This is a genomic window from Pseudomonas sp. GW821-FHT07F05 (assembly GCF_059418765.1).
Genome location: NZ_JBWKQL010000002.1, coordinates 408,560 through 425,647, shown reverse-complemented (window position 1 = coordinate 425,647; position 17,088 = coordinate 408,560). Strand labels below are relative to the sequence as shown.

General features: G+C 61.5%; 18 protein-coding genes. 13 read left to right on the top strand and 5 right to left on the bottom strand.

Annotation, left to right across the window (positions count from 1 at the left end; genetic code table 11):
- Window positions 1-43: 43 nt before the first annotated feature.
- A complete protein-coding gene (locus AC07RO_RS06095; RefSeq protein ID WP_495085556.1) occupies window positions 44-1,357 on the bottom strand; it encodes an ABC transporter substrate-binding protein in 1,314 nt (437 codons plus the stop codon).
- 291 nt (window positions 1,358-1,648) lie between these two features.
- Between AC07RO_RS06095 and AC07RO_RS06090 the strand changes: the two genes are divergently transcribed.
- The 3 genes from AC07RO_RS06090 to AC07RO_RS06080 all read left to right on the top strand — a co-directional run bounded on the left by AC07RO_RS06090 (window position 1,649) and on the right by AC07RO_RS06080 (window position 4,827).
- Window positions 1,649-2,578 (top strand): helix-turn-helix domain-containing protein, encoded by a 930-nt coding sequence (locus AC07RO_RS06090; RefSeq protein ID WP_495085555.1) that lies wholly within the window; start codon window positions 1,649-1,651, stop codon window positions 2,576-2,578.
- A gap of 55 nt (window positions 2,579-2,633) precedes the next feature.
- Window positions 2,634-3,545, top strand: a complete 912-nt coding sequence (locus AC07RO_RS06085) for a LysR family transcriptional regulator (protein WP_495085554.1) — start codon at window positions 2,634-2,636, stop codon at window positions 3,543-3,545.
- Window positions 3,546-3,741: 196 nt separating this feature from the next.
- Window positions 3,742-4,827: a Gfo/Idh/MocA family protein gene (locus AC07RO_RS06080; RefSeq protein ID WP_495085553.1), complete on the top strand. Its 1,086-nt coding sequence runs from the start codon at window positions 3,742-3,744 to the stop codon at window positions 4,825-4,827.
- Between the two features lie 144 nt (window positions 4,828-4,971).
- Here the strand turns inward: AC07RO_RS06080 and AC07RO_RS06075 are convergent, their stop codons facing one another.
- The 3 genes from AC07RO_RS06075 to AC07RO_RS06065 form a co-directional block, all read right to left on the bottom strand.
- The gene (locus AC07RO_RS06075; RefSeq protein WP_495085552.1) at window positions 4,972-5,268 is read right to left on the bottom strand and encodes a phosphate-starvation-inducible PsiE family protein; all 297 of its coding nucleotides are present in this window, start codon (window positions 5,266-5,268) and stop codon (window positions 4,972-4,974) included.
- A 253-nt stretch (window positions 5,269-5,521) separates the two neighbouring features.
- Window positions 5,522-5,683 carry a hypothetical protein gene (locus AC07RO_RS06070; RefSeq protein ID WP_192174662.1) on the bottom strand — a complete coding sequence of 54 codons (162 nt, stop codon included), beginning with the start codon at window positions 5,681-5,683 and terminating at the stop codon, window positions 5,522-5,524.
- A gap of 197 nt (window positions 5,684-5,880) precedes the next feature.
- Window positions 5,881-7,464: a putative bifunctional diguanylate cyclase/phosphodiesterase gene (locus tag AC07RO_RS06065; RefSeq protein ID WP_495085551.1), complete on the bottom strand. Its 1,584-nt coding sequence runs from the start codon at window positions 7,462-7,464 to the stop codon at window positions 5,881-5,883.
- Between the two features lie 282 nt (window positions 7,465-7,746).
- On the opposite strand from AC07RO_RS06065, the gene AC07RO_RS06060 reads away from it, so the two are divergent.
- Both AC07RO_RS06060 and AC07RO_RS06055 read left to right on the top strand, forming a co-directional pair.
- Window positions 7,747-8,292: a glutathione peroxidase gene (locus AC07RO_RS06060; RefSeq protein WP_495085550.1), complete on the top strand. Its 546-nt coding sequence runs from the start codon at window positions 7,747-7,749 to the stop codon at window positions 8,290-8,292.
- A 3-nt stretch (window positions 8,293-8,295) separates the two neighbouring features.
- On the top strand, window positions 8,296-8,940 hold the full coding sequence (locus AC07RO_RS06055) for a dTMP kinase (protein ID WP_495085549.1): 645 nt from the start codon (window positions 8,296-8,298) through the stop codon (window positions 8,938-8,940).
- A gap of 102 nt (window positions 8,941-9,042) precedes the next feature.
- Here AC07RO_RS06055 and AC07RO_RS06050 read toward each other — a convergent pair whose 3' ends face one another.
- The gene (locus AC07RO_RS06050) at window positions 9,043-10,386 is read right to left on the bottom strand and encodes an OprD family porin (protein WP_495085548.1); all 1,344 of its coding nucleotides are present in this window, start codon (window positions 10,384-10,386) and stop codon (window positions 9,043-9,045) included.
- A gap of 441 nt (window positions 10,387-10,827) precedes the next feature.
- On the opposite strand from AC07RO_RS06050, the gene accB reads away from it, so the two are divergent.
- The 8 genes from accB (at window position 10,828) to AC07RO_RS06010 (ending at window position 17,088) form a co-directional block, all read left to right on the top strand.
- Complete coding sequence (gene accB, locus AC07RO_RS06045) at window positions 10,828-11,292, top strand: acetyl-CoA carboxylase biotin carboxyl carrier protein (RefSeq protein ID WP_495085547.1); 465 nt, start codon at window positions 10,828-10,830, stop codon at window positions 11,290-11,292.
- A gap of 17 nt (window positions 11,293-11,309) precedes the next feature.
- A complete protein-coding gene (accC, locus tag AC07RO_RS06040) occupies window positions 11,310-12,665 on the top strand; it encodes an acetyl-CoA carboxylase biotin carboxylase subunit (RefSeq protein WP_495085546.1) in 1,356 nt (451 codons plus the stop codon).
- A 5-nt stretch (window positions 12,666-12,670) separates the two neighbouring features.
- The gene (locus tag AC07RO_RS06035; protein ID WP_495085545.1) at window positions 12,671-13,081 is read left to right on the top strand and encodes an acetyl-CoA carboxylase biotin carboxyl carrier protein; all 411 of its coding nucleotides are present in this window, start codon (window positions 12,671-12,673) and stop codon (window positions 13,079-13,081) included.
- Window positions 13,082-13,105: 24 nt separating this feature from the next.
- Window positions 13,106-13,873, top strand: coding sequence for a LamB/YcsF family protein (locus tag AC07RO_RS06030; protein ID WP_346626097.1), 768 nt, complete (start codon window positions 13,106-13,108; stop codon window positions 13,871-13,873).
- Window positions 13,874-14,035: 162 nt separating this feature from the next.
- On the top strand, window positions 14,036-14,782 hold the full coding sequence (locus tag AC07RO_RS06025) for an SDR family oxidoreductase (protein WP_346630310.1): 747 nt from the start codon (window positions 14,036-14,038) through the stop codon (window positions 14,780-14,782).
- Between the two features lie 96 nt (window positions 14,783-14,878).
- A complete protein-coding gene (locus tag AC07RO_RS06020) occupies window positions 14,879-15,580 on the top strand; it encodes an amino acid ABC transporter permease (protein WP_192174671.1) in 702 nt (233 codons plus the stop codon).
- A gap of 6 nt (window positions 15,581-15,586) precedes the next feature.
- A complete protein-coding gene (locus AC07RO_RS06015) occupies window positions 15,587-16,345 on the top strand; it encodes an amino acid ABC transporter permease (RefSeq protein ID WP_192174672.1) in 759 nt (252 codons plus the stop codon).
- Window positions 16,346-16,359: 14 nt separating this feature from the next.
- Complete coding sequence (locus AC07RO_RS06010; RefSeq protein WP_495085748.1) at window positions 16,360-17,088, top strand: amino acid ABC transporter ATP-binding protein; 729 nt, start codon at window positions 16,360-16,362, stop codon at window positions 17,086-17,088.

The window sequence follows — 17,088 nt, the reverse complement described above, 5'->3', positions numbered from 1 at the left end:
CCGTCATGCAGAAAGAGGCGGCAGCTGGCTGCCGACAGGGCATTTATTTTTTCGGGTAACCGGCGCGTTTCATTTCCCGCTCCGTCGTCGACTGCGCGGCCGCCAGGGCTTGCTCGACAGTGGTCTGGCCGGTGAGCGCGGCCGAGAAGAGTTTGCCCACGGACGTGCCGATCGCCTGGAATTCCGCGATGGTCACGTACTGGATGCCGACGTAGGGCACAGGCTGGGCCGACGGGTGCGTCGGGTCGGCGTGCTTCATCATTTCCAGTGTCACTTTGGCGAACGGCGCGGCCTTGAGATAGGCGTCGCTGTAGGTGGAGGTGCGGGTGCCTGGCGGCACGTTGGTGATGCCATCCTTCTGCGCGACCAGCTGGATGTATTCCTTGGAGGTGGCCCAGGTGGTGAAGGTCTTGGCGGCATCTTTGTGTTTGGAGGTCGCGGGGATCGCCAGGGACCAGGCGTACAGCCAGGACGAACCCTTGTCGGTCACTTCGACGGGCGCCGGGGCGAAACCCACGCTGTCCACGACCCGGCTCTGTTCTTTGTCGGTGGTGAACGAGCCTGCCACGCTGGCATCGACCCAGATTGCGCATTTGCCGCTGTTGAACAGCGCAAGGGTTTCATTGAATCCGTTGCTGGAGACGCCGGGCGGGCCGTAGTTTTTCAGCGTATTGACGTAGAAGTTGGCAGCGGCCGTCCACTCGGGGCTGGTCAGCTGAGGTTGCCATTGTTCGTCGAACCAGCGGGCGCCAAATGCGTTGGCCATGGTGGTCAGCAAGGCCATGTTCTCGCCCCAGCCGGCCTTGCCCCTCAGGCACATGCCGTACTGACCTTGATCCGGGTGATGCAGTTTGGCGGCGAACTCGCCGAGCTGGGTCCAGGTCGGGCGCTCGGGCATGCTCAGCCCGGCCTGTTTGAACAGGTCGGTGCGGTAATAGGTCACCGTGCTCTCGCCATAGAAGGGCAATGCATAGAGGGTGTCGTTGACCGACAGGCCCTGGCGCACGGACGGGATGATGTCGGCCAGGTCGTAGCTGGCCGGCAAATCCTTCATCGGTTCCAGCCAGCCTTTTGCGCCCCACAACGGCGTCTCATAGGTGCCGATGGTCAGCACATCGAACTGGCCGCCCTGGGTGGCGATGTCGGTGGTCAGCCGCTGGCGCAGGACGTTTTCTTCGAGCACCACCCAATTGAGCTTGATGTCCGGGTGCTGCTCTTCGAATACCCTGGAGAGCCGCTGCATGCGGATCATGTCGTTGTTGTTGACGGTGGCGATGGTGATCGTCTCGGCAGCCTGACTGACGCCCGCCAGGGACAGACCGGCAGACAGCAGCAGCGCGTGATGGGTGATCTTCATGGTGATCTCCATTCCACGCCGGTGGCGCGGAATCGTTATTGTTGTTTTTGAGCACTGCCGGTCCCTCTGACGTCTCACTTAGGGGCAGTGGCGTGCCGATTACAGCAGCTCGCACGCCCTGCAACAAACACGCTGAGGATGTCCCACTGATGCTTTTTTAACCGTGCAGCCCAGCCCTGCGTCCGGCTAAAAAAGTATCAGCGCGCAGTGACAGGCGAGGTGGAGCAGGGGGAAGCAAGAGGGGTATGGTGTGTGGACGCTCGCGCCAACAACGACAAAAAAGGGGCAGACATGCCTGAAAGCCGAACCGCTTTATTCGAGCAGTTGCCTGCCGAACTGGAGATCATCCTGCCGGCGCCCCAGCAGAGTTTTCGCTGGTACGAGCACGACTATCCCTATCCGCTCGCGCGCTGGAATCATCACCCTGAGTACGAAATTCATCTGATCCGCAAAGGCAGCGGCAAACTGGTGGCGGGCGATTACATCGGCGCCTTCGGCCCCGGCCATGTGGCGCTGATCGGCCCTGATCTGCCCCATGACTGGATGGGCGATCTGGCGCCGGGGGAGCACCTGCAAGGCCGGGACGTCGTGCTGCAATTCGACGGCGCTACGTTGCTGGCGCTGCGCGAAACGCTGCCTGAACTGGGTGAACTGCAGGGGTTGTTTGACCGCGCCCGCCGCGGGCTGGAATTTACCGGCGGTACAGCAATTCAGGCGGCCGAGCTGCTTGAACGCATCGGCACGGCGAACGGCTTGCAACGCTTGCTGCTGTTTCTCGAGCTGCTCAACATCCTGAGCACAGCGCCTACCCGTGAAGCTCGCACGCTGGCGAGTTCGTGCTACGCGCCTGCCCTGGATGCCAAAAGCGCCGAGCGGGTTCATCGGGCGTTCGACTACCTGCAACGGGAGCTGACGGGGGATATCAGGCTGTCAGTGATCGCCGAGCGCCTGCACATGAGTGAGCCGGGGTTCTCGCGGTTCTTCAAGCGCGCGACGGGCCACGGGTTTATCGACCTGATGCGCAAGCTGCGCATCCAGAAGGCCTGCCGGTTGCTGCTGCAGACGCAGATGTCCATCGCCGATGTCTGCTTTGAAGTGGGTTACATCAACCTGTCGAACTTCAATCGACACTTCCGCTACGAGATGAACCAGACGCCGACCGACTACCGAAGAGGCACGGCGGCGACGCTGTTCAACTTGAACACGTCGAAGGCGTCTTAGTTATTCTTCATCACAGCTTCTATCGAATGTCGCAAGCGAGGCACTGTTGGACAGATTGAACGCACTGGGCGGGCTGGAAATTTTTGTCCAGACAGCACAAAGCCAGAGCTTTGTTGCCACCGGACGCAGTTTGGGCATTTCTGCTTCTGCGGTGAGTAAAAGCATCTCCCGGTTGGAGGCGCGGATGGGAGTGCGGCTGTTTCAGCGGAGCACTCGCACCGTTCGCCTCACCTCGGAAGGCGAGGAGTTTCTGCAGCGGTGCCGGCGCATCCTCGACGAAGTCCAGGCCGCCGAAGACCACATGTCCGCGATGACCGGGCGCCCGCGAGGTCGGTTGCGTGTCGGGCTGGCCCTGGCGGGAGGGCTGCCGCTGCCGGTTATCGCCGATTTCATGCAGGCCTACCCTGAGATCGAGCTGGACCTGGACTTTACTGACCGGCTGGTGGATGTGATCGAGGAGGGGTTCGACGTCGTCATCCGGGGCACCGATCTAACCGACTCCCGGCTCAAGTCCCGGCCTTTGGGCCCATACCGCGCCTGCATCGTCGCCGCGCCTGGGTACCTCAACGCTCACGGTGTGCCGTCCAGCCCCGCAGACCTGCTGGACCATGCGTGCCTTCACTACCGCTGGCAGAATTCGGGAAAGCTGTATCAATGGCCTTTCAAACAGACCGCCGCCCGGTCAGCCGTCGGTCAACTGCCCGTCGCCATGATCTGCAGCGATGTCGCTGCCTTGCTGTACATGGCCAAAGCGGGTCGCGGGATTGCGTGTCTGCCCGATTTCGCGGTCCGGGATGCGGTGGCAAACGGGCAGCTTCAGACGTTGCTCCCGACGCACCTGACAGGCGCGAGCACCTTTCATATTGTCTGGCCGAGCAGCCGGCAAATGGCGCCCAGGGTCAGGGTTTTCGTGGACTTCGTCGTCGCTCATTTTGCCCGCGGCCTGGTGATTGAAAAGGCTGGCTAAGCCCGGCCGTTTCTTTACCCATTGCGGACACATTCGTCACCTATGCATGGACGCTTGACCCTCTTAATCGTCTACCTGAGAACGCCTACTCTGTTTCACCAGCGCGGTGTACCTCTGCGCGGTGTCCCGCTCGCTCCGGCAATGCAGGACTCGCGAGGTGCCTCGCTCATCACTTTCATGAACAGAGGAAGGCTCAATGACTCATAAAATCCGCGTCGGCATCATCGGCACCGGCGGGTGGGCGCGCTACGGACACATTCCCGCCCTGCAATCCCTTGACGCATTCGAGGTGGTGGCGCTTTCCGGTCGTGACCTGCAAAAGGTGCGCGGCTATGCCGATGATTTCAAGATCCGCCACGCGTTCGACAGCGCCGATGAACTGGTCAGCCACCCCGAAGTTGACCTTGTGGTGGTGCTGGCGCCCACGCCCGAACACGGTCGGCTTACCCAAAAGGTGATCGAGGCGGGCAAAGACGTGTACTGCGAATGGCCGCTGTCCACTACCACCGCGCAATCGGAGCAGATCCTGGAAATGGCCAACGCCAGGGGCATCAGCCATATCATCGGCCTGCAGCGCCGCTTCTCGCCGAGCTCGCGGTATTGGCACGACCTGATCCGGCAGGGTCACATCGGCAGCATCAGGGCGGTGCGAATGTCGGTGGGCGTGGACGCATTCGGTGCGGTCATGCCGGCATTTGCCAAGTGGGCAGTCAACACCGAAAACTTCACCCACCTGTTGTCGATCTACGGCGGGCACTTTCACGACATGCTGTTTCATGGCGTTGGCTTCCCACAAATGCTCGCGGCGGTTGCGCAGACTCAATTCCCGGTCACCACGATTGAGGAAACCGGCGAGCAGATTCCCTATGACGCCCCGAACGAAGTCATGATCATCGGCACGCTGCCTGGGGACGGCTTGTTCTCGGTTCAGCTTGAGGGAGGCCAGGACCACAAAACCGGCCTGCAGATCGACATCACCGGCACGGAGGGCGCGCTGCGGATCACCAATCCGCGCGGTTTCCAGAACACTCACGACAATGCTATTGCGTCGATGACCGTCGGCAGCGAAAGGTTCGTGGAATTGCCGATCCCTGCGCGGTACCAGACCCTTGACGTGACGCACCTCGATGCCAGTGCGCAGGACGTGGCCTACCTCTACGCCGCCTATGCCGAGGACAAAGCCACGGGTTCCAGCAACGCGACCCGCTTTGAAGACGCCCTCCGCCAGCATCGCCTGATCGACCGGATCACCGAAGCGTACCGGACGTTCTTCAACGGGTGAACCCAAGGCCGCTACTCATCGGCGCCTTCCGGCCAGTCGGTTGTGTCAGTCAGCTTTGAACCACCTGGGGTGCAACGCGGGGAAGTGTTCACGCAACCCATCGGCAAAGGCATGGGAGGGCAGTCCTGCCGGGATGCCAGGCCGCTAATCCTGCGCCGACAGGTCTCGTTTGCCCAGCAACCAGCAGACCACGCCAAGCACCAGGGTCGCGAAGCCCAGCGCGGCAATGGTCGACGTCGGCGTGGTCAGGGTGTCGAGGATGACGAACTTCCGGCTCAGCGCCAGTAGCGCGATGAGAATCACCACGGCGATGATCAGGCTGAGGGCGATGACCACCAGTTGCTCGAAGCGCTCGTAGGCACTCATCAACCGCCACTGGGCGCCCGGGTGCTTGACGGAAGATGGGTCGGATTTTGGGTGGTTGACGGCATTGCCGCGCATGATCTGGCCTCCTTCTCTCTCTCGCAGGCAACAGGAGACTGGCTCCTGCCCGGTTCAAACTGAAGACAGAAGCCCAAGATAGGGACCGCGCCAATGCTTTCAAGGGCAGCTGGTACCCTGTCATGCTTTCAGGCAGATGATGGCCAAGTGCAGGGGCTGTGCGGGGGAACTTACGAATAATGACGAGGGCAGCGGCGACTGACGTCAGTCAGCGCCGCCAAACGCTGATATCAAGCTCGGTTCAACGCCTGATTCACGCCTGTTCGTCTTGCTCTGCAGCATCATCATCGTGCTTGAGCGCGGGCTTCATGCCTGGCTGTGGCGCGTGCACGGCATCCGGTGCGACTTCTTCGCCGTGGTTCTTCTTTTCTTGCTGGACTTTTTTGTCGTGGGCGACGTTGCGTGGATCGGTCATGGGAATTCCTTGATCTGGCAGATGATTCGAATGCTCGCCGACGCGACACGTTGGCCGTGAGCGTCGGGGCAAGATTTGGAGTCAAGGCCGGCGCCAGCGTTCAGTGCATTTCAAACCGCACTGACTGAGCCGCGCCGACTGGCCCGCGAAGACCCGGAAGCGCAGACGCTATGACCCGCGCACATGCCGACGATGCCTCAGCCTGCCAGCTGGGCAAACGATGAGTGGTTGTAGCAGAACAGACTCGAAGCAGGCTTCGGGCGGCCGTAGAGGTAGCCCTGGGCATAATCACATCCGCTGTTTGCCAGCCAGGAAGGCAGATGGGGCAGGTGGAACTCCTCGACGCCTTCGGCCGTGACCTGCATTTTCAGGCTGCGCGCCATGCCCAGGATGGCTTCGACCATGGGCAGGTGATCGGTTTGCCCGGGTTCAAAGAACGACCGGTCTATTTTGATCTTGTCGATGGACAGGCGGGTCAGGTGATACAGGCTGGAATAACCGATACCGAAGTCATCCAGCGCCACCGTAATGCCGTGGTCGTGCAATTTGCTCAGGTTCTGCCGCGCCACGTCCAGATTGCCGACCAGGGCTTCCTCGGTGATTTCGACTTCGAAGCGGTGAAACGCAAACTGCTCTCGCCGCAGTTGCTCCAGCAACTGATCGGGAAACAGCGCGTCGGTCACCATGGCGGCGCTGACGTTCATGGACAAGCGCAGGTGATCGTCCCAACGATTCGCGGCGCGACAGGCTTGGCTGATCAGCGAGCGGGTCATGGCCGGGATCAATCCCAGGCGCTCCAGCACCGGAATAAACTCGGCCGGTGTGGCGGCGCTGCCGTCGGGCTTGAGCCAGCGTGCGAGGACTTCAAACCCCACAACCTCCTGAGAAGGGAGCGCCACGATGGGCTGGAAGTAGGGCACGATTTCGTCTGCTTCAACCGCCCGTCTCAGTGCCAGTTCAAGGTCGGCCTGGGCCCGGCGCTGCTTTTCGTATTCGCTGTCGTAGAAGTTGTAGGTCGAACGCCCGTCCTTCTTGCCTCGGTACATCGCCGTGTCGGCGCAGTGCAACAACGCCGAAGCCTCCTGTGCGTCGGTCCACGAACGTGCAATGCCAATGGTGGCGCCCAACGCTGAAGGTTCGACGGCGCCGGACAATGGCGCGCCAAGCCCGGACACAGCCGCCTCGGCGATCTGGCAGAGCTCGGCCTGGTGTTTGAACGTGAGAAACAGCAGGCAGAACTCATCACCGCCCAGGCGCACCGCCACGCCCCCGTTATCGTCGGCGATGGCTTCGAGCCTGCGCGCTATTTCCACGAGCACCGTATCGCCGGCGGCGTGACCGTGCTGATCATTGACCGCCTTGAAGTGGTCCAGATCGATAAGCATGACTGCCGCAGGCCGCTTCAAACCGAGCTGATTGCGAACCATGTCCATGAAGATGCGCCGGTTGATCAGCCCACTGAGCGAGTCATAGGTGGCCAGGGTTTCAGTCTGCGCCTGTGCCTGTTTCAGTCCGCGGAAGCTGGACTGGGCGTTGGCGATCAGGCGTTTGAGCAGGATCGTCGGGATGATCAACGAGATCAGGGAAAACCCTGTGACAGTGAGGACGAATCGCCATCTTTCGGCGTCTTCAAAGTCAGCGTCATAGGGCAAGGCGAGCCAGCGCATCACCCAGGCTTCGAGCTCGAATTCCCACACGATGGAAAGTCCGATCACCGTGGACAGCGTGATCAACAGCAGTACAGGCAGGCGACACGGGTTGCGGCGGTGCAGATCATTCATGTCAGGCCTCGCAGGGCCGAGAAAATAATATGTGATGTCAGACTGCCATACTGTCACATAGGTTCTGACCGTTGATCGAAGAATTACGCCCGGGACGCTGAACGGTATCTCCGCTCGACCGGAAACGAGGAAAGGGCCGAACCATGTTCTGCCTCTCTGACAAAGCCTTGGGAGGAGGGCGAAAAACATCAACGAATCATCGGCCGCATGCTTTAAGGTGTCCCTAAAGGCTGACCGATGAGGTTGGTCCAGACATCCCGACCCAGCAAGCAGGAGCCACCCATGACGGATTCTCTGTACGACATTCCCCTCAAGCAAATCGATGGCACGCCGGCCACTCTGGGCCAGTACAAGGGCAAAGTGCTGCTGGTGGTGAACGTGGCTTCCAAATGCGGACTGACGCCACAATACGAAGGGCTTGAAAGCCTTTACCAAGGCAAGAAAGACGCCGGGCTTGAAGTGCTGGGCTTTCCGGCCAACAACTTCAAGGAACAGGAGCCGGGCAGTGACAGCGACATCCAGTCGTTTTGCTCGACCACTTATGACGTGCACTTCCCGCTGTTCTCGAAGATCTCGGTTGCCGGCGATGATACGCACCCGCTCTACCGCGAACTCACCGCCGCCCAGCCCGCTGCCACCGGCGACGGGCCGTTCCGTGAACGCCTCAGGGGCTACGGCATTGAAAGCGGCGCAGGCACCGACGTGCTGTGGAATTTCGAGAAGTTTCTGATCGGGCGAGACGGCAAGGTGATCGGGCGCTTTGCCCCAGACGTGACGGCGGACGATCCTCGCCTGACAGCGGCCATTGATGACGCCCTCGCTGTTTAAAGCATGAACCATCCGCTGTTTGTTTCTCTGGATGGGCCAAAGGGGGTGGGTAAAACCTCCCTCCTGGAAGCAGTGACGAAATCTCTGAGGGCTGACCACAAGAAAGTGATTCGGCTGTGCGAGAGCAAAAGTGACCCCCACCGGGGTGAAACAATGGCCCTCGTCAACCAACTCGTCAGACACCCCGACCGGGATCTGGAGTGGGAGGTGTGTAAGCGTCTTGCTGACAGCCGTGGCTGGATTTCCCGAAACGTCCTGACGAAGCAGCCCGCCGACAGCATCATCCTCATGGATCGCTGGTACCCGTCCGATGCCGCCTTTCGCCGGCTAGTCCCGTTTGCCGAGATCCTGCAGTTGAACATTGACAGGAACGTGCGCGTGCCGGACTTGCACGTCGGGGTGGTCACTGCGGCGGAGATTTCATGGGGGAGGGCCGCCGCTCGACGCCGTGGGTTGAGCAGTACGGTGATTCACTCACTGGACGAACACGCTGCGTGCACCCAGGCGTTCGAGCGAGCGGTTTCAGAGAACGGCTGGGTGTTGTGTCGCAATGAAGGGCTGATCGAGGAGGCAGCGAAGCAGGTGGTCTCGGAGATTGACAACGTGCTTCGAGGGTTTGCGCCGTGGAGCGTGCCCGTTTCAGCGTAATCCGGAATGCGTGGAGGTGACAGGGCGACAGCTTTGCACTGTCGCCTTGACCCGGATAGCTCGGGGTTAGCAAGGCGCACCCCTGAAGTGCGCGGAGTCGTCTCAAAACAACGAGATCGGGTAGTCGATAATGACCCGGTATTCGTCGGTGTCGCGCTGCATGTCGGTGCGGAACACGCCCTGGCGAACGGCGGTGCTCAGGCCTTTGGCGGGGCCGGATTGCACCACGTAGGCCAGCGTCGTGTCGCGGGTCCATTCCTTGCCGTCGGCGGCAGCGGTCTTGATGTGATCGCCATTGGTATAGACCGTCTTCAGCGACCAGCCCGGGAAGCCCATTCCGGCGAAGTCATAGGCGTAGCGCAACTGCCAGGCGCGCTCGCCGGCGCGCTGGAATTTACCGGACATGGTTTCCGTCATGAAGTAGCTGGTCGTGCCTGCGCCTTCGTTGAGCCAGACGGCATCGCTGCTGCCGTTGACTTGTTGATAACCGGCAGAAACAGCGTGCGCGCCCAAGGTGTAAGTAAACAGCCCACTGGTCAAACGGCTGTCGACTTTGCCGCGGGTCACACCGTTGCCGTAATAGCCGGTACTGAAGTAATCAGGGTCATTACCGTTACGGCCATCGGAGCTGTTGTCCCAATGACGAATATCCGACGTTAAACGTCCCGGCCCCAACTGAAGACCATATAAGGCACCCAGAAAGTGCTGTTTGTAAAAGTTGGTCAAGTTGGCGTAATAGTATTGCAGAGTCAAATCAGGGGTGGCTTTGTATGAACCGCCGCCATACCAGAATTCATGGGAATAAGTGCTGCGCGTGGTATTGACGCCTGGATTGACCGGGTCAAACTTGGCATTCGACCCCGCGATCGAAAGACCTTCTTCATCGGTTGAACCGCGCTCTTTGACCTTGTCGATACGGCCGGCGGTGAGGGTCAGGTTATCGATCTCCCGCGACTCTACCTGGGCACCCTGAAAGGTCTGCCAGACCAGACGATCACTGGCGATCAGGATCGGCAGCTTCGGTTGCAGCGTGCCGTAACGGAACTCGGTTTTCGACACCAGAGCCTTGAGGGTCATGCCGACGCTGCTGAAGTCGTCGACCGCACGGCCATCGCCGTCGGTAGGGAAGATGTTGCCCTGACGAGCGCTGCCGGTGGGGTTGTAGTGCACGCCCTTGCCAGAGTCCAGCTTGATCCCCAGCATGCCCACGGCGTCGACGCCAAAACCGACGGGACCCTGGGTGAAGCCGGAGGCGAAGTTCAGAATAAAGCCCTGGCCCCACTCTTGAGTGTAATTAGGCGCTGCGGCGCCATCGCGGTTATCGGCGTTACTGTAGAAGTTACGAGCCAATAACGTCGCGTGGCTGTCATCGATTAAACCTGCTGCCATCGCATTGTGAACGGCCAGCAAGCCGAGAATCCCCGTGGAGTATTTAATCAAGGTCATGATGCTACCTAATGCCGTTGCATGAAGTGTGGAATACCGTGCGATTGGCAGTGTTGAGCGTGCGCAGTCGTGCGAGTGCGCAGTAATAACCGATTGCCGCGCTGAGTTAGGCCCTGTTATTAATTGTCCGCCGTTGCAGGCAGCGTTTCCTTTGCGTGATCTGTGTCACGTCTTGCTGTTCTCGGCACAGCGCAAAACTACGCAAAGTTTTAATCGGCGGGTTAAGACAACTTCGCTCTGGCTGGATAACAAACACTTATGGATGTGCGTTGTGCATTTAATAAGTGCAACGCCGCGATGGCCGGTGCAAAAGCGGTCATAAGTCGGGCTTATTGCTCCAGTTATAAAGGCTCTTGGCGTGTCACCCGGCGGCCTCGGTACATTGGCGGCAGACCCGAGTCATGACCGCTCGGCCGAGCGAGCAAGAGGCAGAAAAAAGAGATGGATCAACAGCGCATCAAACAGGTGATCGACCTGCTTGCCGAGTCCGATCTGAGCGCACTGACGCTTAGCGAAGGCGGCGCGACGGTCACGCTGAGCCGCCATGCCGACGCGCCTGTCGCAACGCCCGTCGTCGAAACCACCGCTGTTCAACCAACCGTCGAGCCTGCTGCGACGCCCGCAAATGCACCGGCAAACGCCCCGGCCGGCGTGAGCCATTCGGAGCCGGCCCGCCAACCGGTGTGTTCGCCGCTGTACGGCGTCCTGCACCTGACCCCTTCGCCGGATGAGCCGCCGTTCGTGGCAATCGGTGATGCCGTGACCGCAGGGCAGACCCTGTGCATCGTCGAGGCGATGAAGATGTTTCATCAGGTCACGGCCACCCGGGCCGGGCAGGTCAACGCGATCCTCGCAGAGGGCGGCACCGAAGTGGAATCCGGTCAGCCGCTGTTCGACCTCATTTAGCCCCAGGCAGGTTTCCCATGTTCGACACAGTACTGATCGCCAACCGCGGTGAAATTGCCCTGCGCATTCAGCGCGCGTGCCACGGCCTCGGCTTGAAAACCGTCATGGTCTATTCCCAGGCCGATGCCCAGGCGTCTTACCTGCAGTATGCCGACGAAGCCTTGTGCATCGGCCCGGCCGCGCCCGGACAGAGCTATCTGAATCAGCAAGCGATCATCTATGCGGCACAGGCCTCCGGCGCCCAGGCCATCCACCCCGGCTATGGTTTCCTGTCCGAGAACGCGGACTTCAGTGAGCGGGTCGAAGCCGCCGGCATGACCTTTATCGGGCCGACCGCCACGTGCATTCGGCAAATGGGCGACAAGGTCGCGGCCAAGCGTGCCATGCGCAAGGCTGGCGTGCCCTGTGTGCCGGGACCTGAAGGCGCGTTGCCGGACGACCCGTTGCTGATCCAGCGCACCGGCGACGAAATCGGTTATCCGGTGATCGTCAAGGCCGCAGGCGGGGGCGGCGGGCGCGGCATGCGCAAGGTCGAGCGCAGTGAAGACCTGCTGCCTGCCGTCAGCGTCACCCGTGAGGAAGCCCGACGGGCCTTCGGCAATCCGGAGCTGTATATCGAGAAATTCCTCGGCCATCCGCGCCATGTCGAGATCCAGGTGCTGTGCGACAACCACGGCCGGGGCGTGTGGCTGGGCAGCCGCGATTGTTCGCAACAGCGCCGCCATCAGAAAGTACTCGAGGAGGCGCCGGCGCCGGGTATCGATGCAGCGCTGCTGGCTGCCGTCGGCGAGCGTTGCGTGCGGGCCTGCCAACAGATCGGCTACCGCGGGGTGGGCACCTTCGAATTCCTGTTCGAAGACGACGAGTTCTATTTCATCGAGATGAATACCCGCTTGCAGGTCGAGCACCCGGTGACCGAACTGACCACGGGTATCGACATCGTTCAACAGCAACTGCGCATGGCGATGGGGGAACCGCTGACCTTCGAACAGCGCGACATCCACACGCTGGGTCATGCGCTGGAGTGCCGCATCAACGCCGAGGACCCGCAAACCTTCATTCCCACCCCAGGGCGCGTAACGCGTTGGGAAGTCCCCGGCGGCATGGGCGTGCGCGTCGATTCCCATGTAACCGCCGGCTACCAGGTGCCGCCGTACTACGACTCCATGATTGCCAAGGTCATCACCCACGGCGCGACCCGCGACGAAGCGCTGGCGCGTATGCGCACGGCGCTCTCGCAGCTGCGCATCGAAGGCATCAGCAGTAACGTCGCGCTCCATCGCGACATCCTTCAAGACCCGGATTTCTGCGCGGGCTCGGTGGACATCCATCATCTGGAACGTTGGCTCAAGGCCCGACGGCAAGCGGAGTAAGCGCGATGCACATCAGCAAGATTCGACAGATCGTGGAATGGATCAGCAGCGCCAACCTGGCCCAGTTCGAGTTGCACAGCGGCGACTTCAGCCTGCGCCTGACCCGTCCGCTCAATCGCGTCGCGTCCGGGGCTGCGGTGACGGCCCAGGCAGCGGAACCCACTGCGCCCGCGACCCGAATCGGCGCCATGGCCACGGTCTGCGGACGCTTCCTGTCCCGCCATCCCGGCCGCGACACGCCTGAAGTGCAGCCCGGCGATGTGATCGCCGTGGGTGCATTGATCGGCTTGATTCAGGTCGGCGACGTTTTGCTGCCGGTGACCGCCACCGCAGCGGGCACCGTGAAAGCGTTCATGGTCGACGAACAGCAACGGGTCGAGTACGGCACGGCGCTGCTGTCGCTGGTCCACGCATGACAAGCAGGGCATAAGGAGCACGTCATGAAAATCGATTTGAACGCCGACCTCGGCGAGGGCTTCGCGGCCTACCGGATGGGCGAGGACGAGGCGTTGATGCAGATCATTTCGTCGGCCAACGTCGCCTGCGGCTTCCATGCCGGGGATCCGCTGATCATGGACACCACAGTGCGTCTGGCGCTTGCCGGAGGCATCGACCTGGGCGCCCACGTGGGCTTTCCCGATCTGCTCGGTTTCGGTCGCCGGCCGATGCAGATCGAGCCGCGGGAACTGGCCACTTACGTGATCTACCAGCTCGGCGCACTGGCCGGGTTCGCCGCCGTGGCGGGGCATCGGCTGACCCACATGAGTTTTCACGGGGCGCTGGGCAACATGGCCGCGGCCGATGCCGAGCTGGCGGCGCCGCTGATCGCCGCCGTGGCCGCCTTCGATCCCAACATCATTGTCAGTTCGTCCACCAGCCGCGCCATCGAGGGCGCCGCCGAACGTCACGGCTTGCGCGTGGCGACGACCTTTCTGGCCGACCGCGCCTACGACAAGAACGGCCTGCTGGTGCCCCGCAAACTGCCCGATTCGGTGATCAAGGAGCCGGGCAAGGTCCGCGAGCGGGTCCGGCAGTTTCTCGACGACGGCACTGTGACCTGCTACAGCGGCGAGCGCATCAACATCGACGCCTGTTCGATTCTGCTCCATGGCGATACCGCCGGGGCGGTGCAACTGGCACGGGACATCCGTGAAGAAATCCAGCAGGGCGGCGGTGAAATTGTCCCGATCTCGCGGCTGATCCCCTGAATTCATTGGGCTGCGGCGGGCCATAAGCAGCGCTTATCGCCACACAGTGATTACGTCTTGGCGCCCGCAATCGTGGCCCAGTAGAGTCGTGACACAGGCCCGGCCCCTATTTTCCGACACCGGCAACACGGGGTCGCCGAACGAATTGATGAGGAATGAGAGATGCCATTTTCAGACTACAAGACCGCACTGGTGACCGGCGCTTCTTCGGGCATCGGTGCTGCCACGGTCGAGCGCCTGTGTCGCGAAGGCATCACCGTGCACGCGGTGGCCCGCAATGCCGATAACCTCGCCGCCCTCGCTGCCCGTACCGGCTGCATTCCCCACGCCGTGGACGTGGCTGACCTGGCGGGCATTACAGCGCTGACCGAAGGACTGGACATCGACATTCTGGTCAACAACGCCGGCGTCGATCGCCCTGGCTCGATTCTCAATGCCGACGCCGAGGGCATCGACGCACTGATCGACGTCAACCTGCGCGCAGTGCTGCACCTGACCCGCTTGCTGGTGCCCGGCATGGTCAGCCGCGACCGGGGCCATGTGATCAACATCAGTTCGATCGCCGCCGCTTACAACTTCGGTGGCAACTCGACGTACCACGCCACAAAGGCGGCTGTCAGCATGCTCTCGCGCAACCTGCGCATCGACGTGTTCGGCAAGCGCGTGCGGGTGACTGAAATCTGCCCCGGCCGCGTGGCCACGGACATCTTTGCCCACGTCCACGGCAACCCGGAAGAAAGCCACAAGAAGTACATCGAAGGCTTCGAGTTGCCGGTGGCTGCCGACATTGCCGACGCCATCGCCTTTGCCATTGCGGCGCCGGTGTCGATGAACGTCGGTCATATGGAAATCACCCCGACGCTGCAGGTGCCCGGCGGTCTGCAAACCACGCGCCCCCAGGGGAGTTGAGGCGGCTGCCGGACAAGAACGGATGCATCCGTCATGCCCTTGCGGGCTCCGGCTTTCGATTGACGCTGCCGCTACAGACTTCCATAGGTGACTCCCATGATTAAAGGTTTCGATCTGGGGCCGATTCTTACCGGCGAATACGCCGCACTGATGCTTCAGGGTGCGCTGTTGACCCTCAAGTTGATGCTCTTCGCCTGGCTGCTGGCCATGAGTCTGGCGTTTTTGCTGGTGGTAGTGCGCCTGACCCACAACAAACTGGCCGAACACCTGGTCGCCGCGTATGTGGCGTACCACCGTAATGTCCCGACCCTGGTGCAGTTGATGCTCTGGTACTTCGGTGTGCCGACGCTCCTGCCGGAAAGCGTGCAGCTGTGGCTGGCCGATTTCAGCACTGAATTCATCTTTGCGGTGATCGCCCTGGGGCTGTGCCAGGCGGCGTATTTCGCCGAGGACCTGCGCGCCGGCTTGCGGGCGATTCCCGAGGGCCAGACCGAAGCCTCGCGGGCGCTGGGCCTGGGTTACGTGCGTTCGATGCGTTACGTGATCCTGCCCCAGGGCGTGCGCAACTCGCTGCCGTCGTTGATCAACCACACCGTCTTGCTGTTCAAGAACACCAGCCTGGCCATGGCCATCGGCGTGGTCGAGTTGACCTACGCCACCCGTGAAGTCGAGAACTACACCTTTCGCACCTTCGAGTCGTACCTGGTTGCCACAGTCGGCTACCTGGCGGTCTCGCTGGTGCTGATGGGTATCGGGGCGTTGATCGCTCGTCGTTTCGATCTGGCGCGGGCGAGGTAATCCCACATGTTCGATGTCTTTACTATCCTGCGGGGCAACTGGGAACTGCTGTTGATCGGCCAGTACCCAAGCGGGCCGATGGGCGGCCTGGTCAACACCCTCGTGCTGTCGGCACTGGCGCTGGTGATCGCCTTTCCGCTGAGCATTCTGCTGGCCATGGCGCGCATCTCGCCGTTCCGCGCGCTGCGCTACCCGGCATTCGTCTGGGTGTATGTGCTGCGCGGCATCCCGCTGTTGCTGGTGATCTTCTGGACCTACTTTCTGGTGCCGGTGCTGATCGGCCATAACATCAGCGCCTTCACCACCATGCTGTGCACGCTGGTGATTTACCAGAGCGCTTACCTCAGCGAGATCGTGCGGGGCGGGATCCAAGCGCTGCCCACGGGTCAGTACGAGGCCTCCCGGGCGCTGGGCATGGGTTACTGGCGGGCGATGAGTTACGTGATCCTGCCGCAGGCGCTCTACAACGCCTTGCCGAGCCTGATCAGCCAGTTCGTCTCGATCATCAAGGAAACCACGCTGGGCTACATCATCAACCTGCAGGAGCTGACCTTCTCGGCCAATCAGGTCAACAACCAGCTGCTGACCAAACCGTTCCAGGTCTATTTCATTCTGGCAATCAGCTACTTCTGCATCTGCTACAGCCTGACCCGGCTGGCCGGTGCCGTGGAACATCGCATCGAGCGCAAGCGCCAGGGCGATAACGGCAGAGCATCTGCCGCCAAGGCCATTCCCGAACTCGCTTCCACCGATCTGCCCAGGTAATCGCCATGAAACCCATGATCACGTTTTCCAACATCGACAAGTGGTACGGCGAGTACCGTGCCCTTACCACCATCAACGCGGAGATCTCCAAAGGTGAAGTGGTGGTGGTCTGCGGCCCTTCGGGCTCGGGCAAATCGACCCTGATCCGTACAGTCAATCGCCTGGAGGCCATCCAGGGCGGACAGATTCTGTTCGAAGGCCACGACATCCACGGCACCGATGCCAACGTCAATCGCCTGCGCAGCCGCATCGGCTTCGTGTTCCAGAGCTTCAACCTGTTCCCGCATCTCTCGGTGCTCGACAACGTCGTGCTGTCGCCGACCAAGGTCAGAGGCATCAAGGGCTCGGCCGCGAAGAAGCAGGCGATGGAGCTGCTGGATCGTGTCGGCATGGCCCACAAGGCGGGTGCCTATCCCGGGCAGTTGTCGGGCGGGCAGCAGCAGCGCGTGGCCATCGCCCGGGCGCTGGCCATTGAGCCGCCGGTGATGCTGTTCGACGAACCCACCAGTGCCCTCGATCCGGAAATGGTCGGGGAAGTGCTGAGCGTGATGCGCGGGCTGGCGAAGGAGGGCATGACCATGATGTGCGTGACCCACGAGATGCACTTCGCTCGCGAAGTGGCGGACACCATCTGGTTCATGGACGCCGGGCAGATCCTCGAGAAAACCACGCCCGAGGTGTTTTTCAGCCAGCCCGCGCACCCTCGCGCGCAACGTTTCATCAGCGATCTACGTTCTCATTGA